Raw genomic sequence first — 21824 nt, 5'->3', positions numbered from 1 at the left:
GCAGCAGCAATTAGCTACCGAAAAGCAAAATCTCGAAGGCCAATTAGCCGAAACTGTAGCGAAATCAAGTTACGAAAATTTACAGCAGCAGTTGAGTGAACGCGAAAGTTCGATCGCTTCTTTGCAGCAGCAATTCGCCGAAAGAGAACACCAGGAACACGAGTTGCAGCAGCAACTAGCCGAAAAATCCAGTGCTCTGGAATCTTTGCAGCAGCAATTCGCTGAAAGAGAACACCGGGAACACGAGTTTCAGCAGCAACTAGCCGAAAAATCCAGTGCTCTGGAATCTTTGCAGCAGCAATTCGCTGAAAAATCCAGTGCTCTGGAATCTTTGCAGCAGCAATTCGCCACCGAAAAGCAAAATCTCGAAAGCCAATTCCAGGAAACCGTGTCGAAGTCGAGTTACGAATCTTTGCAGCACGAGTTAGCAGAAAAGTCAAGTGCGATCGGCGACTTCCAAGTTAAACTGACCAAGTTGCAATATCTGGAAAATGGATTGAGCCAGAGTGCGGCGATACAGCGGAATTACGACGCTTTGCAGCAACAGTCTCAAGAACAGCTAAGAACCATCAAAGCTTTACGGGAACAGCTAGCTCAAATGCAGGCTGTGGCTGGGATTGGCGAAGCTTATCTCAACAAGTGGCGCCGTCCCTGATTCTTTCATCAACACGGCACAGTCTAACGCTCCGGGTGCCCCCGGAGCACCTTACCCCTAAAACGTCCTCTCAACTCGGCCTCCTTCCTCTTGTAGCGATAGATTTCAACCTGTCGCTACAAGAGCTTTTTATTGCAAAATATGAGCATACTATTAAGAAATATTACAATAAATAAATTATGAGAGGCGATCGCACCCCTGAGAGCAAATCCAATCCCGCAGACACTAAGGGCCGCGTCACGGTAATTGGAGGCGGCATCGGCGGGCTGACAGCAGCCGCCCTGCTAGCCCGCAGAGGATACCAAGTGCTAGTCTTAGATCAGGCGATCGTCCCCGGAGGATGCGCTTCCACCTTCAAACGCCAAGGCTTTACCTTCGATGTGGGCGCGACACAGGTTGCAGGATTGGAACCCGGAGGGATTCACCACCGAATTTTCTCGGAATTAGATATCGAACTTCCCGCCGCCACACCATGCGATCCCGCTTGTGCGGTGTTTTTGCCGGGAGAAACTGCACCGATTAGCGTCTGGCGAGATCCGCAAAAATGGCAGGAAGAAAGACAGCGGCAATTTCCCGGTAGCGAACGTTTTTGGCAATTATTATCTACATTGTTCCAAGCTAGCTGGAATTTTCAAGGGCGCGATCCAGTTTTGCCGCCCAGAAATTTCTGGGATTTCTGGCAATTAATTCAAGCTGTGCGCCCCGATACTTTAATTACTTTGCCTTTCACTTTTATGACGGTGGGTGATGCTTTGCGGCTTTGTGGGTTGGGCGACAATTTGCGCTTGAGAACTTTTCTGGATTTGCAGTTAAAATTGTATTCTCAAGTTGATACCGAAGAAACGGCGCTGCTTTACGCGGCGACGGCTTTAGGAGTTTCGCAAGCGCCGCAGGGATTGTATCATCTAGAAGGAAGTATGCAGGTGTTGAGCGATCGACTCGTAAGTGCGATCGAACTCTACGGCGGCAAAGTCCTGTTGCGGCATACAGTCGAAAGTATTGTCACCACTAACGGCACAGCCACCGGTACAGTGATTCGCAATCAAAAAACAGGCGAAGTTTGGACAGAAACTGCCGATCGCATTGTTGCCAACGTGACCGCGCAAAATCTAGTAAAATTGATGTCAAGCGAGCCTGTTTTAGAAACTTTAACAGATAATTCAGACATAACAAACCAATTGCCAAATCAAATGGCAGGCTACAAATATCGAGTTGATAAATTGCCGCCCGCATCCGGCGCATTTGTCATATATTTGGGAGTGCATGAAAGCGCAATTCCGGCAAATTGTCCGCCGCACCTTCAGTTTCTTTACGATTACGACGGCGAGATTGGGGAGAATAATTCATTATTTGTTTCAGTCAGCCATCCGGGTGATGGCCGAGCACCGCAGGGAATGGCGACAATTATCGCTTCGTCTTTTACTGATACTCGAATGTGGTGGAATTCGGTTGATTATGAAGGATTGAAGCAAAAATATACCGCAGGGGCGATCGGCCGTTTGAGCGAATATTTCGATTTGACACCCGAAAAAATTGTACACCAAGAATCAGCCACACCCCGCACCTTTGCCCGCTACACGGCGAGAGATAGAGGTGTTGTGGGTGGCATCGGCCAGCGAGTACCAACCTTCGGCCCCTTCGGATTTGCCAACCGCACACCAATTAAAAATTTGTGGTTAGTAGGCGACTCCACCCATCCCGGAGAAGGCACTGCCGGTGTTTCCTATTCTGCTTTAACAGTAGTGCGACAGATGGAAGCCGCCTCTAAAATAGACCTCTTGCAAAAATAGCTGGGACGGGCAAGATGCCCATCCCACAGTTTTTTCTCTTGTGGGATGGGCATCTTGCCCGTCCGAAAATTTGCTTAAAACCCACATTCCGCACCCCCAACTGGCACATAGGCAGATTGAGGGGGTAAAAGTGAATCATCCGAGACCATCATGAGTAGAAATACTCAACTATCTCGGTCACTCAGCATTACCCAGTAGTCCATTCTGGAAAATTGACGTGAGGGCGTGAGTTAAATCTGATATCAGTTAAAATTGCGAGCGGTAAAAAACCAAGTTTATTATGTATCCGTAACGCGCTCACAGCCGCGAAAAAGCGTTAATTGCGCTCGCTCTTCCGTAACAAATCATCACCAAAAATAGTGTAAACTGGCGCTCGCGATGAACAATCAAATCAGGATTCAGCAGCCCATGCAGAAAGCATCCCAGATGAAAGTAGAAAACCTAGATCATCTGGGCTTGATAGCCGGTCTAATTGATGAAATAGGAATAGTCCAAAAAATCAATGAATTAGTAGGCGAACAACCGGGCGAGATAGTCAGTCCCGGCCTGGTAGTTAAAGCCATGATTATTAATGGATTAGGGATGGTTTCCGCCCCATTGTATTTATTTTCTAAATTTTTTGAAGGGAAAGCAGTAGAACATTTACTTGGAACGGGGATTCAAGCATCACATTTAAATGATGACCGTTTAGGCAGAGTATTAGATAAATTATATTTGACAGGAATTACGGAAATCTTCACAACCATTGCCCTGTCAGCCGCTCAAAAATTCGAGATAAATACCGACACATCTCACCTGGACTCAAGTTCATTTCATCTACATGGCAAATATGAGCAAGAATTGCCATCAGTATCTTTTTCGAGCATAGAAACAGATAGCAATCAGTTAGATAATTCATCAATCAACCATCAAACATCGCCCATACCAATTGAGATTACCTACGGCTACTCTCGCGATCATCGTCCCGACTTAAAACAGTTCATTTTAGACCTAATTTGTAGTGGAGATGGAGATGTACCACTATTTTTACGAGTAGCTTCAGGAAACGAATCAGATAATTCCATATTCGCCTCAATTTGTCAAGACTTTAAAAACAAATTAAATCTCGACAGTTTAATGGTAGCTGACAGTGCATTATATACCGCTCCCAATTTAGAAATGTTAACCAATTTAAGATGGTTAACTCGTGTACCACTCAGTCTGAAACAAGCGCAGCAACTGGTATCTCAATTAAATGAATCAGAATTTCACGATAGTGCTGTGACCGGATATCGTTGGTCAGAACACAAAAGTAATTATGGTGGAATTACACAAAGATGGTTAGTAGTAGAGAGCAGTTTGCGTCGTGAGGCAGACCAACGTAAATTAGAAAAAAAACTCAAAAAAGCTGAAATTGAGGGTCAGAAAAAGTTGCGAGAGTTATCAAATATTGAATTTGCTTGTGACACCGATGCCTTGTCAGCAGCACGTCGTTTATCTACAGAACTAAAATATCATAATTTAACCCAAATTAGTAGCAGACAATCGACAGCAAAATCCCATGCTAATTCGACCAGTTCTGACATTTCTAGCTCTCAGCTAATATTTAAAGTTCAGGCACAACTAGAATTAGATGCTAGTGCGGTAGCCAAAGCAACCAAAGCTAGTGGCAGATTTATCTTAGCTACTAATGTGCTGGATGCTTCACAATTAAATCCTGATGAAATGATTGTAAAATATAAGGAACAGCAGTCGGCAGAGAGAGGGTTTGGGTTTTTGAAAGACCCCTTGTTTTTTACGGATAGCGTGTTTCTAAAGTCGCCGGAAAGAAGAGAGGCTTTAACTTTGGTAATGGGTTTGTGTTTGTTGATTTATACTTTAGGTCAAAGGTTACTCCGGCAAAACTTGCAACTCACTAATAAAACCGTAAAAAATCAGTTGGGCAAAGGAACCAATCGACCTACTTTGCGCTGGATATTCCAAAGTTTTCAATCGATTCATGCCGTGTGTATTCAAGGAATTCAGCAAGTTTCTAATTTGACATCAGAACGGTTAGCCATCTTAAATTTATTTCCAGTCACCTGTCGGTCTTATTATTTTTTGTTGTGAAATGAAGTCGATTATTGATTGGTAAAACTGACTTACATTTAAATAATTGTTGATTCAGCAGTGATGTATTATTGTCATAATGCGGGCGATATATGCTGGGAATTAATAGTTATCAATGGTCTGATTTTTGACTTTTAATGGGTTAAGAAGATTGAATTAATGCCCTCATGTCAATTTTTAGGAATTCCTAACTGAGTGATGCGAGCGTTGCACAGATTTTTGGGTGTTTTTACTCACGATTATCTCGGATGATTTACTTTTATCCCCTCCATCTGCCTATGTGCCAGTTGGGGGTGCGGAATGTGGGTTAAAAGGACTTTTGCAAGAAGTCTAATCTAAGAGGACACGGCAATGCCGTTTCCCTACGCCAAAAATAATTAATCGCGCGAGAGATGTAACTATCGCGCGATTAATTTTAGGGAATAGTTAACAGTTAACCGTCCACAGTCAACAGTCAACAGTCAACTGTTAACAGTTAACCATCATTCCGGTGTCACCGGAATTGATATCAACTACATTCTCTGACTACTTGATAGAAATCTTTGCGCCCACAGCTTCAAGCTGTTTCTTCATTTCTTCAGCAGCTTCCTTAGCAATAGCTTCCTTAACTGCCTTCGGTGCGGCTTCTACCAAGTCTTTTGCTTCCTTCAGGCCCAGACCGGTAATTGCGCGGACTTCCTTCAGAATTGCGATTTTCTTGTCAGCAGGAACTTCTTCCAGAATCACGCTGAACTCAGTTTGTACTTCTACTTCTTCAGCAGCAGCCGCTGGGCCGCCCATCATCATCATGCCGCCTACAGGAGCAGCAGCGCTAACGCCGAAAGCTTCTTCAATTTGCTTGACCAATTCAGAAGCTTCGAGCAAGCTCAGAGTCTTCAGTTTTTCTAAGATTTCGTCAGTTGCAGTAGACATTTTTTGAACTCCTAGTTCGATTGTAGATTTGGGATTGGGGATTTGAGATTTGCTCATTCATCATTAGTTTTTCGTCTCCAGTCTCTATCTATTGCTAAATACTAATGACTGAGGACTAATGACTAATTACTAATGACTTACGCAGATGTGCTTTCTGCTTCTGCTTCAGGTTGTGCTTGTGCTTCTACTGCTGCTTCTGCTTGAGGTTCTGCTTCAGGTTGTGCTTCTACTTCTGCGGAATCGCCGTCTTTTTCAGCATAAGCCTTAAGACCACGAGCGATCGAAGTAGGAACTTGATTGATACCCACAGCCAACTTGGTTGCGACACCGTTGATAGCGCCAGCAATTTGAGCCATGAGTTGTTCTTTCGACGGCAGATCAGCTAATGCTTTAACATCAGCTTCTTTCAGCACCCGTCCTTCCATCACGCCGCCGCGAAGTTCAGTCTTCTTAGAGACTTTTTGGAATTCTTGGTAAGCTTTAATCGCGCCGCCAATATCTTCTTGCACGAACAGAAACGCCGATGTACCGGTCAGCAATTGCTGTATCGGCTGCCAGGTTTCGTTGCCTTCAACCGCAATTCGCATCAGCGTGTTTTTTGCCACTTGGCAACTGCTGCCTTTCGGACGCAAACGCCGACGCAAATCTGTGATTTCAGCAACAGTTAAGCCCGTGTAGTCGATCGCGATTACCAATTGAGATTCGCTCAAGGTTTGCTTGAGGTCTGCAATAATCTCATTTTTTACTGCTAAACTTTTGCCCATACTTATTTCACCTCCTTTTAGGATCTCAAACTGCCAATCAAAAACCCCAACCTTATAGCCGGGGCAGAGAATTAAAAATTAAGAATTAGGAATTAAAAGATAGAACTTTTTAATTTATTTTCTTGAGTTTTTATTTCTTCAGCCTCGGCAGGAAATTAAGCGCTCGGCACCTGCGGTCTTGGGCTTATGGATTTTTGATTAGGCTATCATCAGAAGGCAGACATTAGCAAGGGTATAGTCCAAATCTCGTGAGAGATTTATACAAACAACCGAAGCTGTCTTTTACTTCTGCCTTCTGCTTAATTCTTTCTAGGCACCATCAAGTTTGGTATCGCGCAGGGCACTGATATCGACTTCGATCGACGGGCCCATTGTTGCGGATACGTACAAACTGCGCCAGTAGCGACCTTTAGCACCAGAAGGACGGTTGCGGTCAACAGTTTCTTGCAAAGCATGAAGGTTGACGAGCAAATCTTCCGCTGAGAAAGCTGCCTTGCCAAACATAACATGAACGATGCCAGTTTTATCGGCACGGAATTCCATCTTACCACCTTTAAACTCGTTGATGGCCTGAGCAAGGTCAGTCGTCACCGTGCCACCTTTCGGAGAAGGCATCAAACCGCGCGGGCCCAACAACCGACCCAATTTTGCCACCAACGGCATCACATCTGGGGTAGCAATCAGGCAATCGAAGTCCATCATGCCCTTCTGAATTTCATCGATCAACTCTTCCGAACCAGCAATATCCGCGCCGGCATTCAGAGCTTCTTTAACTTTTTCGCCCTTAGCAATCACCGCAATTCTGACTACTTGACCAGTTCCTTTTGGTAGCGATACAGTTGTCCGCAACTGTTGGTCAGTATATTTCGGGTCAATTCCCAAACGGATGTGAGCTTCAGCAGATTCGCCAAACTTAGCGGTTGCTGTTTCTTTCAAAAGTTGCAGAGCTTCCAGCGGTAGATAAGGTCTCTCTTCAACTTTCTTTTGAAGTTCTTGCAGTCTTCGCGATACTTTCTTTGCCATTTTTGTTTTTTGGGGTCAGTCGATTTTAGATTTTGGATTTTAGATTTTAGATTGAATTGTTTAGCTCATTTCTAATCTAAAAGATTTGCGATTCCTAGCGAAGCTTTGCTTCTCCCCCTGAATCGACTTAGGACTTACGATTTGAGCTTGAAGATTTTAGCTTCAAAATTCTGAATTACTGACAACTGTCAACTGACAACTGACAACTGACTTCAATCCGCGATCGCCACGCCCATGTTTTTAGCTGTTCCCGCCACAATTTTCATAGCAGCTTCAACATCATTAGCGTTAAGGTCAGGCATTTTGGTTTCAGCGATTTCTCGCAATTGAGCCTGTGTAATTGTCCCTACTTGCTTGCGATTAGGTTCACCCGAACCCTTAGCAATGCCAGCAGCTTTTTGAATCAAAACCGAAGCCGGGGGGGTTTTGAGAATAAACGTAAAACTGCGGTCTTCAAAAACCGAAATTTCTACCGGAACCACCAGACCAGCTTGGTCTGCGGTTCTAGCATTGTACTCCTTGCAAAACATCATAATATTGACGCCGTGCTGACCCAGGGCTGGGCCGATAGGAGGAGCTGGGTTGGCTTTTCCCGCCGTAATCGCCAACTTAATTACTGCAACAACTTTCTTTGCCATTAGTTAGTTCTGTTTCTGAACCTGATTGAACTCCAATTCTACAGGCGTATCGCGCCCAAAAATCGATAGTAAAACTTTGAGCTTGTTCCGTTCCGGGCTAACTTCAATCACATCACCTTCAAAATCCTTAAATGGCCCGGAAAGTACCACAACGTGGTCTCCTGTCGCCATCGATACTTTGACAACCGGTTCTGATTCCTGAGCGTTTCTGAAGATCCGTTCTACTTCCGAATGACTCAGAGGTAACGGTTTGACGTGACCCCTGCCGCGCCCGTAGCGGCGTTTTTGCTCTGCCCCGACAAAATTAATTACATTCGGGGTATTCTTGATCACCTGCCACGTATCCTCGTCCATAAACATACGGATGAGTACGTAGCCGGGAAAGATTTTTTCATCTGACTGCCGCCTGGAACCGTCTTTACCGACTTTGATCGCCGGAGTTTGCGGAATTTCGACTTGAACGATGCGATCGGCAACATCCAAAGTTTGAATCCGCTGCTGCAAGTTTGCCTTCACGCGCTTTTCGCAGCCAGAGGCAACTTGAACAGCATACCAGCGAGCATCAATTTCCGGCACATCTGGCGATGAAGCCTGTCCCGTCGCTTCTGTGGAATACTCAGATTCTTCTGATGCAAAAGTCATGACCCAAACACCTTTGCTGCGCCCCAGTTAAAGAAGTTATCCACCAAATAGATCAGGCTTGCTGAAAGGATTACCATCAAAAGCACTGCCAAAGACTCGCTGATTAACTGCTGCCTGCTGGGCCAAACCACTTTGTCGAGTTCTTCTCTAGTTTCCTTAAAAAAGCCCGCAGGGCTAAACCCAGGCGCCGTTATTTCTTGAGTTTCTTGAGCTTCGTCTTTTTTCGCCACGATTTAATCCCCCTTGCGATTTTAGATTTTAGATTTTAGATGGTGTGAGTGGCCCGCGGCTCTCAGATTTTTTGACACTAACCACTTACGCTCAAGTCCAAAATCTCAAATCCAAAGCCACGACTTTTTTACAAGCCCAACCAATCAACGGCGTAAATGTCGATCGCCCAAACAGAAGATCGAGAGACCACACCGAGCATTTGTTGATGGCATTTTTTGCGAACCGCCCACAAAAATTAATTCTACCCGAAAGTTTACGGTTTTGACTGTTGCCAGCCAATAATCCGGGCGCTTTCGGGCAGAATTTAAAGTTTGGTGATTCAGCGCGCCCTGGAGGACTTGAACCCCCGACATCAGGTTTTGGAGACCTGCGTTCTACCAACTGAACTAAGAGCGCACAGGTGAGGTTGCTGAAATTCGCTTAACCTCTAGATTTCTATTTTAACACAGTGCGCTCGTAAATGGGAAACTTTTTTTGAAATTTCTCAATTTCCCATGAATCATGAACCAAGGGAAAGCTGGGTGCATTCCTACAGGGAGCGATCGAACCGCTGTTTGACGCGAGTTGCCTTGCCCACCCGATCGCGCAGGTAGTAAAGTTTTGCTCTGCGGACTTTCCCGCGGCGCATCACTTGGATCGTAGCGATGCGGGGCGAGTGAATCAAAAACACCCGTTCCACGCCGACGCCCTGAAACACGCGTCGGACGGTGATTGTTTCATTAATCCCGCCGTTACGCATGGCAATCACAGTCCCTTCGTAGGGCTGAACCCGTTCTTTAGAACCCTCTTTAATTCTTACGCCGACGCGCACTGTGTCGCCCACGTAAATTTCGGGGAGTTGTTTATTGAGTTCTTGCTTGACTCTATTTATTTCTTCCGTCTCGATCGAACGGATTATTTCTGCGCCTTTCATGGGATTTACCAAAACTCACAATCCCTTATCATATATCGCAATGCCCGTTTTATGTCAAAAAATTTCTATGTTAGATACCTCTGGGGTCGTATTTCTGCAACTGGGGGCAATGGCTGCACTCGCCTTCTACGTCGCCGCCAACTTGGGGGCCAACGATGTCGCTAACTCGATGGGGACATCCGTAGGCTCGAAGGCGCTAACGCTTCGGCAGGCAATAATTGTTGCAGGCATACTGGAATTTTCCGGCGCAGTGCTGTTCGGCCAAGGAGTTTCCGAAACTCTAGCAACAGGAGTTGTGAATGTAGATGTGTTCGCGGCCCAACCACAGGTATTTTTAATCGGGATGGTGTCAGTGCTGATAGCTTGCGGGATATGGCTGCAAATCGCTACCAGTCGAGGTTTGCCAGTTTCTTCATCTCATGCGGTGGTAGGTGCGATCGCGGGTTTTAGCTGTGTTGCAGCCGGAATTAATGCAGTTGATTGGCGAACCATCGGCACCATCTCCCTAACTTGGGTGGCGACACCTGTTGCTAGTGGTGCTTTAGCCGCGCTATTTTACAGTGTGGTGAAGTATTCGATTCTCGATCGGCCAGATCCTCTATCTCAAATGCGCGAGTGGATACCTTGGCTGAGTGCAGCAATGCTGAGCGTATTTGGGATTATTGTACTGCCGTCTATTGTGGATGTTGCTTTCGTGCAGACAGGAGCGATCGCCTTTGTGTACGATCGATTTGGCTGGAGTCTGCCAATTCACGATATTGTCATTGGTATCGGGGGAATTGGGGCGATCGGGCTTTCGCTCAATAGCTGGAAAAAATTAGAATCAGTTGAGAAGGAAGAAGGTTCGGCAGCGGATTTTGTAACGGATGTAACGGATGTAACGGATGCAAGGAATAAGAAAGAGGGAATATTTTCCCAATCTCCCCCTCTCCCCCTCTCCCCCTCTCCCCCTCCCCGCCACTCTCTCATCGAGCAACAGATGGCAAGATTCCAAGTATTGAGCGCTTGTTTTGTAGCATTTGCACATGGTTCCAACGACGTAGGAAATGCCGTTGCGCCCCTAGCTGCGATCGCCTACATCCGGCGCACAGGTTCCTTTCCCTCAGACGATTTCAGCGTTCCACTGTGGATTTTAATCGTCGGAGGCGTAGGAATCGTCATCGGTTTAGCAATTTGGGGCAAAAATGTAATTGCCACAGTCGGCGAAAAGATCATCCAACTGCAACCCAGCGGCGGATTTTGCGCGGAATTAGCCACAGCCACCACAGTCTTGCTAGCATCCCGCTTCGGTTTGCCAGTTTCCACATCCCACGCTTTAGTCGGTGCAGTTGTCGGAGTCGGACTGATCAAAGCTTGGAAAACAGTACGCTGGGAAACTTTGCTGTCAATTGGTTCGGCTTGGCTGGTGACAATTCCGATCGCAGGCGCTTTGGGTGCTAGCATTTTTAGCATCGCCCAATGGATTTTAGCCAGATGAACGCAATTCGATCGATCGCGCCCAACGGCCGCTCAATCACTTAATTTCTGTTTCAAGCAAAGGTTTAGCTGTCTGGCCAGCACCTCAACACAGGGCTTTCTCAACATAGTAAGGTGATTGCCAGGAACTCGAATCACCTCTACTTGTGCCGCCGTTAAATCGCTCCAGCCAAGAGTCGGATCTTGATGGTTCGTGCTGAGCTTTTCCCCCGATCTAAACAGAGTAATTCGGTGCGGATAAATTTTCGGTACATAGCTGAGAGTTGCTTGACTGTTAGCCTGAAATACAGTAAACATCGAGGGAATTGCCAGCTCGCGCCAGCTCCGTTCTTTTGACTCCTGAGATAGGATACTAACCATAATCGCCTGCTTCCAATTCCAGCTATGCCAAAAATTAGCTGCCCAATTAAGCAGCTTATTTAATTTAGGAAACCTGGCAGCAATGCCGCCAACTTGCACATTTTCCGCAGCAGCCACCAAGCGAAAATAATCGACCACAAAAGGCCAGATAGAGCGGGAAACAGTAGTCAGAATAAACTTGCAACCATCCCAAACAGAAGGTTTGTTAGCAGCAACCGGCGCTAAAGTATCCAGCACAGCCAGCAAAGCCACTTCATCACCCGCTGCGAGTAACTGTTGAGCCATCTCAAAAGCCACCAAACCTCCAAAAGACCAACCTCCTAAAAAATAAGGCCCTTTTGGTTGAACTGTACGCAAGGCTGCGATGTAGTCAGCCGCCATGTCTTCAATGCTAGTTAACGGAGAACTTTCCCCGTCAATCCCTTTAGGTTGCAGCCCGTAAAACGGTTGATTTTCTCCTAGCTGAAATGCTAACTCGACATAAGGAAATACCACGCCAAAGATGGGATGGACGCAGAAGAAAGGCGGATTTTTACCGCGAGGCTTAATTGCCACTAACGGCGACCATTCCTCAGAATTTGTTCCTGAATCTAGCGAATCTGCTAAACCTTCAATTGTCGGATTTAAAAAAAGAGCAGACAGCGACAACTCGCGCTCAAATTGCTGGTTAATCTCATTGATGAGGCGGATTGCGAGCAGGGAATCTCCACCCAAATCGAAGAAGTTGTCGCCAATGCCAACAGGCTCTGTGTTAAGGATTTTTGACCAAATTTGGGCGAGGGTTGACTCGGTTGGCGTGCGAGGTGCAATGCAGCTTTTATCTGTTGAATTGCTAATGAGATTCTGCGACGATATTAGGCGGTTGCGATCGATTTTGCCATTGGGAGTTAGGGGCAGAAAGTCGATCGCCACAAAAGCACTGGGAATCATGTAATTGGGCAGTTGTTGTTTGAGGAAATTCCGCATTTCCACGGGATTAAGCGTCTGATTTTGATGGGGGACAACATAAGCAACTAGGCGCTTGTTTCCAGACAAATCATCCCCAGCCACCACCGCTGTTTCTTTGACTGCGGGATGCTGAAGCAGCAGCGCTTCAATCTCTCCCAATTCTATTCGATAACCGCGAATTTTTACCTGTTCGTCAGTGCGCCCTAAAAACTCAATATTGCCGTCGGGAAAATAGCGAGCTAAGTCACCAGTTTTATAAATTCGTTCTCCTGCTTTCTGGGTAAACGGATTAGCAATAAATCGCTGGGCGGTTAATTCGGGGCGGTTGAGGTAGCCTCGCGCCAATCCGCTGCCGCCGATGTACAATTCACCGGGAATTCCAACGGGTACAGGCTGTAAATTTTCATCTAAAATATAGAGTTGAGTGTTAGCTATTGGGCGGCCGATTGGCGGTTTTTGCCGTGAAGCGAAGCTATCCCGCAGGGAATCGCCAATTTCGGCAAAACTCGACCAGACAGTCGCTTCTGTGGGGCCGTAAGCGTTAAAAAACCTGCGCCCTGAAGCCCAGCGTTTAACAATCTCCGGGGAACAGGATTCGCCAGCACAGATGATTGTTTGCAGTGCGGGAAGTTCGGCGCTTGGAAGGACTGCTAGCAGCGAGGGCGGGAGGGTAGCGTGGGTAATAGCATTGTCCTGCAAAAATTGGATTAATGTTTGTCCTGGCAATAAAGATTCTTTCTTGGCACAGTAAAGTGTTGCTCCGGTTCCCAATGCCATGACAATCTCAAAGATTGAGGCATCAAAACTCAGGGATGCAAATTGCAAAATGCGGTGATTTGAGTTTAAGTTAAAAACTTCAAGTTGAGCTAGGGCTAAGTTGTAGAGTCCCCGATGTTCGATTAAAACGCCTTTGGGTTTTCCGGTTGAACCAGATGTGTAAATGATGTAGGCTAGATTTTTTGGTAGGATATTTGTAGTTGGGTTTTCTGGGCTTTGTCTGGCGAGAATTTCTCTTTCGGAGTCCAAACACACTACTGAAAAAACTCCGTAATTTTCCGGCTGCGTCAAGTTTTTTGCTAAGTGCTGCTGAGTTACCAAAATCGACACCTGAGCATCTTCTAACATGAAGTTAAGGCGCTCTTGAGGATAAGTTGGATCTAAAGGAAGGTAGGCTGCGCCTGCTTTGATAATGCCTAGCAATCCGACGATCGCATCTAAGGAACGTTCTACACAAAAGCCCACTAAAACTTCTGGTTTGGCACCCAATTGCTGCAAGTAACGTGCAAGTTGGTTGGCTTTGCTGTTGAGTTGGCGGTAGGTTAACTGCTGGTTTTCAAAGACGGCGGCGATAGCATCGGGCGCGAGCGCGACTCGCTCTTCAAATAGCTGATGGAAACACTGGTTTTGCGGATAATCTCTCTGAGTGTCATTCCAATCGATTAATAATTGCTGGTATTCTGGCGCTGTCAGCAAAGCCAAGTCGCTGAGGTGCTCTTTGGGATTGGCAACAATGGCTTTTAGCAGCGTTTGGAAATGTTCCGCCATGCGGGCAATTGTGGCGCGATCGAATAAGTCTGTGCTGTAGACAAATTGCCCTTGAATACTTCCTGCGTTTTCCCACAAGTGGCACTCTAAATCTAGCTTGGCGGTTCCCGCATCAAAGTCGATCGCCCCCAAAGTGATTCCCGGCAATTCTAGCGCTGCTACAGGAGTGTTTTGCAGGCTGAAACTGTGTTGAAATAGGGGGTTGCGGCTCAACTCGCGATCGGGCTGCAATTCCTCAACCAACTTCTCGAAGGGCAAATCTTGGTGAGCGTAGGCTGCCATTGCGACGTTTTTTACCCGATGCAATAGTTCCCGAAAAGTTGGATTTCCCGACAAATCTGCACGCAGCACTAAACTGTTGACAAAAAAACCGATTAATGCTTCTACTTCGCTCTGGTTGCGATTGGCGATCGGCGTTCCTACTGCAATATCTACTTGTCCTGTATAGCGGTACAGCAAAGTTTGAAAAGCGGCTAGTAGAGTGATAAATAAAGTCGCGCTTTCTTCCTGGCTCAATGACTTTAGCGTCTCGCTCAAAGCAGGTGATAGCGTTATAAATTGTTTGGCGCCGCGGTAGGATGGAACGGCCGGTCTTTGCCTGTCTGTTGGTAGATTGAGTGTGGTAATTCCGTTTAAATGCTGCCGCCAATAAGCTAATTGGGTTTCTAATACTTCGCCCTGCAACCATTGGTGCTGCCATTCTGCAAAGTCGGCGTACTGCACGGGCAGTGCTGGTAAGTGCGAGATCCCATTTTTTACAAATGCTGTGTAGAGCGTTCCCAGCTCTCGAATTAGCACTCCAATCGACCAACCATCAGCTACAATATGATGTAAATTGAGCAACAATATATGTTCTGTTTCACTGAGCTTTAGGAGCGTTACTTTGAATAACGGCCCGGCGGCTAAATCGAAAGGGCATTGCGCTGCATCGGTTGCGAGTTGCAGCGCTGCGGTTTCCTGCTGAGTTGGCGAGAGATTTTGTAAGTCAATTGTGGGGAGGGGTACTGTTAAAATGGGAGCAATAATTTGTACGAGTTCCCCTTCCAAAAGCGTAAAAGTGGTGCGTAAAGTTTCGTGCCGCTGCACAATTTCGTTGAAGGTTTGCTCTAAGGATCTTAAGTTGAGAAAACCTGTTAAGCGGAGCGCTGTTGAGACATTGTAGAAAGGATTGCCCGGTGCTAATTGATTGAGGAACCAAAGCCGCTGCTGGGCAAATGATGCCGGGAAGACAAAAACTTCTGTTTCTTGCTGCATATTTATCGGAATTGCACCCGTTCAACCGCCTTAATTTTATTTACTTTCTCGATCAAAAGATGATAGCTTCATCCGCCGACTTTCGCGAGAAATAGCCACTAACGCCGGAGCTTTAATATTAACCTTGCTCTCTTTTAAACTCTCCACAATCTTAGACAATTCTCCGATTGTCGGCGCTTCAAAAACCCTTCGCAAAGGCAACTCTACCGCGAAAGCATCTCGCACTCTAGAAACAAGCTGAGTCGCCAGCAGCGAATGGCCTCCCAATTCAAAGAAATTGTCGCGGATACCCACTCGCTTTATCCCCAAAACTTCGGCCCAAATTTTCACTAAAACTTCCTCAACAGAAGTCTGAGGCGCAACATAACTGCCAGCCCATTCTAACTTAATTGGCTCCGGTGCGGGCAAAGCGAGGCGATCGACCTTTCCGTTAGCCGTCACCGGTAGCGACTCCAGCACCACAAAAGCCGACGGAATCATATATTCAGGCAGTTTTTCTGCTAGATAAGCCTGCAACTGCGGTACTAATTTCCGGGCTGCTTTAGCTTGCAAAGGATTGTTAGCATAAGAGCGCCAAGGACGCAAGTTATCGCTTCTGGTTTCTTGCCCAAAATCTCTGGTTTCGCCACGTGCAAACACTACATCGTAGCGCCCTTGACTGTCGGAATCAGACCAACTAATATTGACATTATACGGAACTTCTAAAGCATACCAATCCTCTGGTTCTACTCCTAAATTCTCGACTTTTTCTACGGTTTTCTGCAACTGAGCTGCTGTGGTAAATTTATCGACAACTGACAGCAATTCTGCCGCCTTAACTGCGGCCGTTACCCGCGCATTAGGCACATTAGCAATTATTAAAATATCGAGTTGATTTTCCAATAATGTTTGTTGCACCTTGGTAACAGTCAGATTCTGATTTTCATCCGACCAATCCAACCGTTTTTCTGGGCCCTGCCCCCCTTGTGCCGGGGATTGGGGGCAGGGCGGTTTCATTCTCGGTAGGGGCAATCCCCCCGTGGTTGCCCCCATGTCTGAAACGCCTGTGAAATCGTCTGTGGGTGGGGGCGGGCACGGGGGCACCGCCCCTACAAAATCGCCATTTTCGTGAGAATGAAACCGCCCTGGGGATTGGGGGGGATCTATTTCAGACGCAATATGCAGAATAGCATTGTACCGAAAATCAGTTAACTCGTTGTGGTAACTACCGCGAATTAATTGAATCTCTACGCCGCCAATCTGCGGAAAGCGGTGCTTTAAGGCGCTAAAAAAATCGGGATCAATAACTAACTCTGTTTCTTGAAAAATTTGCATTTGCACTCGCTGCTGCAACTGTTCGCCAGCGAGAGAAGGTTCGGCTTGATACAGTTGTACTGAAGCGTGGAAAGCTGCCAGCAAGGGCAAGCTGCGGACATCTCCGATGAATATAAAGCCGCCTGGAGCAGTTGCTTGCACTGCACCTTCTAGCACCTGCACGAGATAGTCGATATTCGGGAAATATTGCACGACAGAGTTGAGAATCACCGCGTCAAAAGCTGCTGTCTCTACTCCTGCAAAGTCAGTCGCCATTTTCTGAAGCAGCGTTACATTAGCTAACTGTTGATTAGCCAAGTGTTGCTGAATGTAATTGAGCGAAATCGGGGAAAAATCTGTGCCGCAATAGTGAGTGCAGCGAGGCGCGATTTGGAACAGCAACAAACCTGTGCCGCAGCCAATTTCTAACACTCGCCTAGGCTGCAAAGCTAAAATTTGGGCTGCTTGATTGTTCGCCCAGTCGCGCACCTGTTCTGCTGGGATTGGCTGATTGGTATAACTGCTATTCCAGCCGACTATATTAAATGTTGGATCTGAGTCAACTGCTGGTCGATCGTAAGTTTCATTGTAGAGCATTTGCCACTGCAAAACCTGTTCGTCCTGCAATTGCATGATTTGGTTGGTTTCGCGGGCAACGCTATATTCTGCATTGAGGGCGACATAAGCTATTAAACGTTTATTTCCTTCTGCATCTTCCGAGGTTGTAGCTGCGGTTTGCTGTACCGCCGGATGTTGAGTTAATACTGTTTCGATTTCTCCTAATTCGATGCGGAAACCGCGAATTTTTACTTGTTCGTCAATGCGTCCCAAAAATTCCAGGTTGCAGTCGCTTCGGTAGCGCACTAAGTCGCCGGTTTTGTAAATTCGCTCTCCTGAATTTGCTTTAAAAGGATTGGAAATAAAGCTTTGTGCGGTTAAATCGGGGCGGTTGAGGTAGCCGCGAGCGAGTCCGTTTCCGCCGATGTACAATTCGCCCACAACGCCGATCGCCACTGGCTGCAAATATTTGTCTAATATGTAGATTTGAGTGTTAGCAATGGGGCGGCCTATTGTCGGGGCGATGTCTGTTTGCTTTGTTACAGGAATATAACCGGAAGTTGTGACGACGGTGTTCTCGGTTGGGCCGTAATTATTTACTAGCTTAAATGGATGGGATTTTAAAGGATGTTGTTGCAGTTTTTCGCCCCCTGCGAGCAAGATTCGCAAAGCTGTTGTTTGAGGCCAATCTAATAGCAAAACTTTCTCGGCTAAAGGTGTTGGCAAAAAGCTAATGGTGATGGCGTTTGATACTAACCAGTTTTGCAGTTTTTCAGGATCTCGCCTGATGTCATCTTCTGGAAAGTAGATGCTAGATCCGGCGGCGAGATAAGGCCAAATTTCCCACCCGCAAGCATCAAAGCCGATCGCTGCAATTTGCGTAGCCCGATCGCCCGCTGACACCCCAAACTCTCTTTGATGCCAAAAAACGAGATTTAACAAGCTTCCGTGCTCAATTTCAACTCCTTTCGGCTTTCCCGTGGAGCCGGAGGTGTAAATCGCGTAAACCCGATTTTCGGCTGTGGCTGCGCTGGTTGGATTGTCGGCGATTTCTTGGGAAATCATCTCCCAGTCTGTGTCTAGAAAAACAACCCTTGGATGGTGAATTTTATCATCTGACTGTGTTTCTAAATTTTGCACTTCGCCATCATCCACCAGGGAATAAATTCCCTGGCTCATAGCTGAAGTCGGCTGAAGCCGACTGGAAACTTGTCCTCCTTCAGTCGTCTTTAGACGACTTTCGCTATTAGACAGGGAATTTATTCCCTGGCGGGTAAGCAATACTGACACTTGAGCATCTTTTACCATAAAGCTCGATCGCCCGACAGGATAGCTGGGATCTAAAATTAGGTAAGCTCCTCCCGCTTTCAGGATACCCAACATCCCCACGATCAGATCGATCGATCGCTCTACGCACAGCCCGACTAAAACTTCCACCCCCACCCCGATTTTTTGCAGATAATGTGCTAGTTGGTTGCTGCGGAGATTGAGCTGCTGGTATGTGACTCGCTCATCTCCAAATACCAGCGCCACCGCCGAGGGCGTTTGCGAGGCGTGAAGTTCAAAAAGCTGATGTACGCACAAATTTAGCGGATAATCTGCCTGAGTTTTGTTGCATTCAACTAACAAATGATAACGCTCTTTGGCGCTCAAATATTGCAAGTTAGCAATTCGCTGTTCGGGATTTTTCACAATGCTTTCTAACAGCGTTTGAAAATGCCCTAACATTCGGGCGATCGTAGCTTCATCAAATAAATCGGCGCTGTAAATAACCATGCCGCTGATGCCCTCGGAGCTGTCAACCCACAGCTTATTGCTGGGCGATTGGTTGCTTCCCGAGCTGTTGGGCGATCGCTCCCACAAATGAAACTCCAAATCAAAGCGCGCTGTACCCACATCTAACTGCTGCGGGCTGAGTGTTAATTCTGGCAATTCTAACTGATTCCCCGGCGCGTTTTGCAGCGCAAAGGCCACCTGAAATAAGGGATTTTGGTTCAACGCGCGATCGGGGTGCAGTTCTTCTACTAACTTCTCAAACGGCAAATCTTGGTGAGCGTAAGCTCCTAATGCTACCTCTTTGACTCGGTTTAAAAGTTCCCGAAAAGTTGGATTTCCCGACAAATCTGTCCGCAACACCAAACTGTTGACAAAAAAACCGATTAGTGCTTCTATTTCACTGCGGTTGCGATTGGCGATCGGCGAACCTACAACAATATCTTCTTGCTGCGCGTAATGGTAAAGCAACGTTTTAAAAGCTGCCAGCATAGTCATAAACAGCGTCACTCCTTCGCGCTGGCTCAACGTTTCTAAAGCCTCGCTCAGTTGTTTTGGTAGTTGCAAAAATTGCCTTTTGCCTCGGTAACTTTGAATTGCTGGCCTGGGGCGATCCGCAGGCAAATTTAGCATAGAAATGCCGTTTAACTGCTGTCGCCAGTAAGCAAGCTGCGTTTCTAAAACTTCCCCTTGCAGCCATTCGCGCTGCCATTTAGCAAAATCAGCATACTGGATCGACAAAGCCGGTAAAGGCGAAGGTTTTTCGCTAGCAAATGCCGTGTAAAGCGCGCCTAATTCCTGAATTAATACTCCGATAGACCAACCATCGGAGACAATGTGGTGCATATTCAGCATCAGCAAATATTCAGCATCATCTAACTGCAATAATGTGACTCGCAGCAACAAGTCATTGGACAAATTAAAAGAGCGTTGAGCTTCCTCTGCGGTGAGTCTGTTTGCTTCAGTTTGTCGAGATTCCTTTGGCAAATTTCGCAAGTCCACTACATTAATCGGGAGGTGGAAAGCAGCAGCTATTCTCTGAACTGGTTGCCCCGAAACTACTGCTAAACTCGTGCGTAAAGCTTCGTGGCGGCGCACAATTTCATTGAAGGTTTGTTGCAGCGCCGAAAAATTGAGCGCACCTGTCAAACGCAAGGCTGAGGGAACATTATAGAAGGGATTGTTTGGTACTAATTGGTCGAGAAACCACAAGCGCTGCTGTGCAAAGGAAAGCGGTAGATTTCCGTCCCGCCCCACAGGAACAATCGGTGCAAAAGTGAAACTCGAATTCCGATTAGCTGCTTGTAAAAATAAAATTATTTCGGCTTTTTTATGAGAAATTTCGGCGCGCAATTCTGGTGTAATAATTCCTTCTGGAGCGTTGCAGCGCAGGCTCTCGCCCTCAATAAAAACATTAATATCTAGACTGCGAAGGTAAGATAAAAATTCAACTAACTCTACCGTGACAGAATCTCTGGCATTTGGCGATGAACTCGATATTTTTGGATCGGGCATTTTGAGTCATCCTGTCATTACTTGGGCAAATCAATAAAATAAATTCTACCAGCGCACAAATTAAGAGCTTAACTTACCCCTTGCCGACTGTGGCCTAACCTAAGTATGATTCTGTTTGAATCCGCAACCAAAATCCTACCCAAGGTTTCAGCTTATGCCGTTCATGCCCTTCAATTTCCTGTTCCTATGGCTGGTGGGACTGCTGTCCATCGGGGTACTTGGCGGAGGTATATACATTATTTACGAATGGTACATCGGCGCACTTGTAGGGATTTCCTACTTAGTCAGCGGAGTCTTGATGCTTCTTTGGTGTGTTGGTGGCCGCTTTATCAGTTTGCCGTTGTTCCGCCGCCCCGGTGCTGATGAACCCAAGCCGACGCGGACGGGTACGGTGCAGCGGGTAGAGAGGCCTGATGGCACTATTTTACAAGTAGAATTCTACGGCCCAGAGGACGGACAGCCGATTATCCTCTCACATGGTTGGGGGCCGAACAGTATGGTTTGGTATTATGTGAAACGGCAACTTAGCGATCGCTTCCGAGTGATTGTTTGGGATCTTCCAGGCCTGGGAAAATCCACTCGACCAAAAAACAGCGACTACTCCATAGAAAAATTTGCCCGCGATCTAGAAGCCGTCGTTTCCCTAGCAGGAAATAAACCGGTTATCCTACTCGGACACAGCATCGGCGGCATGATTTCTCTCACCTTCTGTCGGCTTTTCCCAGAACTTCTCGGTAGTCGAGTAGCTGGTTTAATTCTGGTAGATACCACTTATACTAATCCCGTCAAAACCGCTATTTTTAGCGGTTTATTACGCGCTTTGCAGAAGCCGCTGCTCCAACCTATGCTCTACCTCACCATAGCTCTTGAACCGATTATGTGGGGAATGACTTGGCTGAGCTATCTCAATGGTTCACTGCATATCAGTGTAGAATTGTCGGGATTTAAAGGCACTGAAACGCGCGGTCAATTAGAGTTCTCAGCTTTCTTATCAGCCTTGGGTTCTCCCGGCGTTCTCGCTCGCGGCACACTGGGAATGCTCAAATATGACGAAACAAAAACTTTGCGATCGATTGACATTCCTGTGTTGGTGATCTGCGGCGATTCAGATATCGCCACTACGCCCCCAGCTAGCCTGCGAATGAAAGCAGAATTACCTCAAGCAGAGCTAGTTACTATACAGAAAGGAGGACACATGGCATTAATGGAACATAACCAGCAGTTTGCCGAAGCTGTCCGGGCATTCAGCACTGGAATTTCCTAACTAAAAATGTGAGCTAAAATCCTGTAGGTTCAGTTAAAACAGTTTATTCCTCGGAGATCCCCCTAAATCCCCCTTAAGAAGGGGGACTTTGAGCAAGTTCTTGTCCCCCCCTTTTTAAGCTATGCTTTATAAACATCTTTCTTAACAATAAATTTGACAAAAATTAGCATCTGTGCTATTCA

14 protein-coding genes, 1 tRNA gene, 1 pseudogene and 1 other annotated feature are annotated in these 21824 nt (G+C 46.5%); of the genes and pseudogenes, 6 read left to right on the top strand and 10 right to left on the bottom strand.

The features are described from left to right. The 3 genes and pseudogenes from QUA58_RS25000 to QUA58_RS24990 all read left to right on the top strand — a co-directional run. A pseudogene (locus QUA58_RS25000) lies at positions 1 to 655 on the top strand (CopG family transcriptional regulator); the annotation flags it as partial. A gap of 179 nt (positions 656 to 834) precedes the next feature. Next, positions 835 to 2445: a C-3',4' desaturase CrtD gene (crtD, locus tag QUA58_RS24995; protein ID WP_333396581.1), complete on the top strand. Its 1611-nt coding sequence runs from the start codon at positions 835 to 837 to the stop codon at positions 2443 to 2445. 408 nt (positions 2446 to 2853) lie between these two features. After that, positions 2854 to 4533, top strand: coding sequence for an IS1634 family transposase (locus tag QUA58_RS24990; protein ID WP_333396605.1), 1680 nt, complete (start codon positions 2854 to 2856; stop codon positions 4531 to 4533). 525 nt (positions 4534 to 5058) lie between these two features. Here the strand turns inward: QUA58_RS24990 and rplL are convergent. The 6 genes from rplL to secE all read right to left on the bottom strand — a co-directional run bounded on the left by rplL (position 5059) and on the right by secE (position 8742). Further along, the gene (gene rplL / locus QUA58_RS24985) at positions 5059 to 5445 is read right to left on the bottom strand and encodes a 50S ribosomal protein L7/L12 (protein ID WP_333253618.1); all 387 of its coding nucleotides are present in this window, start codon (positions 5443 to 5445) and stop codon (positions 5059 to 5061) included. Positions 5446 to 5582: 137 nt separating this feature from the next. Next, positions 5583 to 6209 (bottom strand): 50S ribosomal protein L10, encoded by a 627-nt coding sequence (gene rplJ, locus QUA58_RS24980; protein ID WP_333396578.1) that lies wholly within the window; start codon positions 6207 to 6209, stop codon positions 5583 to 5585. Positions 6210 to 6238: 29 nt separating this feature from the next. Continuing rightward, positions 6239 to 6410: a sequence feature (ribosomal protein L10 leader region), on the bottom strand. Positions 6411 to 6518: 108 nt separating this feature from the next. After that, positions 6519 to 7232, bottom strand: coding sequence for a 50S ribosomal protein L1 (rplA, locus tag QUA58_RS24975; protein ID WP_333253615.1), 714 nt, complete (start codon positions 7230 to 7232; stop codon positions 6519 to 6521). Between the two features lie 212 nt (positions 7233 to 7444). Beyond that, a complete protein-coding gene (gene rplK / locus QUA58_RS24970) occupies positions 7445 to 7870 on the bottom strand; it encodes a 50S ribosomal protein L11 (protein WP_006635588.1) in 426 nt (141 codons plus the stop codon). A gap of 3 nt (positions 7871 to 7873) precedes the next feature. Then, on the bottom strand, positions 7874 to 8512 hold the full coding sequence (nusG, locus tag QUA58_RS24965; protein ID WP_333253613.1) for a transcription termination/antitermination protein NusG: 639 nt from the start codon (positions 8510 to 8512) through the stop codon (positions 7874 to 7876). Then, on the bottom strand, positions 8509 to 8742 hold the full coding sequence (gene secE / locus QUA58_RS24960) for a preprotein translocase subunit SecE (protein WP_333253611.1): 234 nt from the start codon (positions 8740 to 8742) through the stop codon (positions 8509 to 8511). The genes nusG and secE overlap by 4 nt, the downstream gene beginning before the upstream one ends. 71 nt (positions 8743 to 8813) lie before the next feature. Between secE and QUA58_RS24955 the strand changes: the two genes are divergently transcribed. Continuing rightward, on the top strand, positions 8814 to 9008 hold the full coding sequence (locus tag QUA58_RS24955) for a hypothetical protein (protein ID WP_333396575.1): 195 nt from the start codon (positions 8814 to 8816) through the stop codon (positions 9006 to 9008). A gap of 58 nt (positions 9009 to 9066) precedes the next feature. Here QUA58_RS24955 and QUA58_RS24950 read toward each other — a convergent pair. Together QUA58_RS24950 and rplS are read right to left on the bottom strand one after the other, a co-directional pair. After that, positions 9067 to 9139: transfer RNA gene (locus QUA58_RS24950), tRNA-Trp, on the bottom strand. Positions 9140 to 9272: 133 nt separating this feature from the next. Beyond that, a complete protein-coding gene (rplS, locus tag QUA58_RS24945) occupies positions 9273 to 9656 on the bottom strand; it encodes a 50S ribosomal protein L19 (protein ID WP_333130053.1) in 384 nt (127 codons plus the stop codon). A gap of 67 nt (positions 9657 to 9723) precedes the next feature. Between rplS and QUA58_RS24940 the strand changes: the two genes are divergently transcribed. Then, entirely contained in the window at positions 9724 to 11133 is a 1410-nt protein-coding gene (locus QUA58_RS24940) for an inorganic phosphate transporter (protein ID WP_333396572.1), read from the top strand. 32 nt (positions 11134 to 11165) lie between these two features. On the opposite strand, the gene QUA58_RS24935 is transcribed toward QUA58_RS24940, so the two are convergent. Together QUA58_RS24935 and QUA58_RS24930 are read right to left on the bottom strand one after the other, a co-directional pair. Further along, on the bottom strand, positions 11166 to 15239 hold the full coding sequence (locus tag QUA58_RS24935) for an amino acid adenylation domain-containing protein (RefSeq protein ID WP_333396570.1): 4074 nt from the start codon (positions 15237 to 15239) through the stop codon (positions 11166 to 11168). A gap of 36 nt (positions 15240 to 15275) precedes the next feature. Continuing rightward, a complete protein-coding gene (locus QUA58_RS24930) occupies positions 15276 to 20378 on the bottom strand; it encodes an amino acid adenylation domain-containing protein (RefSeq protein ID WP_333396568.1) in 5103 nt (1700 codons plus the stop codon). A gap of 163 nt (positions 20379 to 20541) precedes the next feature. Here QUA58_RS24930 and QUA58_RS24925 point away from each other — a divergent pair, with 163 nt between their 5' ends. Then, a complete protein-coding gene (locus QUA58_RS24925; protein ID WP_333396566.1) occupies positions 20542 to 21642 on the top strand; it encodes an alpha/beta hydrolase in 1101 nt (366 codons plus the stop codon). Positions 21643 to 21824 lie beyond the last annotated feature (182 nt).

Origin of the sequence: Microcoleus sp. N9_A1, from assembly GCF_036701795.1 — a bacterium.
Taxonomy (GTDB): Bacteria; Cyanobacteriota; Cyanobacteriia; order Cyanobacteriales; family Microcoleaceae; genus Microcoleus.
This window is presented reverse-complemented; position numbering and strand designations above follow the sequence as displayed.

Bases quoted from the DNA above. Each gene is read 5' to 3' on its own strand.
- crtD (WP_333396581.1), top strand. From the start codon at position 835: ATGAGAGGCGATCGCACCCCTGAGAGCAAATCCAATCCCGCAGACACT.
- QUA58_RS24990 (WP_333396605.1), top strand. From the start codon at position 2,854: ATGCAGAAAGCATCCCAGATGAAAGTAGAAAACCTAGATCATCTGGGC.
- rplL (WP_333253618.1), bottom strand. From the start codon at position 5,445: ATGTCTACTGCAACTGACGAAATCTTAGAAAAACTGAAGACTCTGAGC.
- rplJ (WP_333396578.1), bottom strand. From the start codon at position 6,209: ATGGGCAAAAGTTTAGCAGTAAAAAATGAGATTATTGCAGACCTCAAG.
- rplA (WP_333253615.1), bottom strand. From the start codon at position 7,232: ATGGCAAAGAAAGTATCGCGAAGACTGCAAGAACTTCAAAAGAAAGTT.
- rplK (WP_006635588.1), bottom strand. From the start codon at position 7,870: ATGGCAAAGAAAGTTGTTGCAGTAATTAAGTTGGCGATTACGGCGGGA.
- nusG (WP_333253613.1), bottom strand. From the start codon at position 8,512: ATGACTTTTGCATCAGAAGAATCTGAGTATTCCACAGAAGCGACGGGA.
- rplS (WP_333130053.1), bottom strand. From the start codon at position 9,656: ATGAAAGGCGCAGAAATAATCCGTTCGATCGAGACGGAAGAAATAAAT.
- QUA58_RS24940 (WP_333396572.1), top strand. From the start codon at position 9,724: ATGTTAGATACCTCTGGGGTCGTATTTCTGCAACTGGGGGCAATGGCT.
- QUA58_RS24935 (WP_333396570.1), bottom strand. From the start codon at position 15,239: ATGCAGCAAGAAACAGAAGTTTTTGTCTTCCCGGCATCATTTGCCCAG.
- QUA58_RS24930 (WP_333396568.1), bottom strand. From the start codon at position 20,378: ATGCCCGATCCAAAAATATCGAGTTCATCGCCAAATGCCAGAGATTCT.
- QUA58_RS24925 (WP_333396566.1), top strand. From the start codon at position 20,542: ATGCCCTTCAATTTCCTGTTCCTATGGCTGGTGGGACTGCTGTCCATC.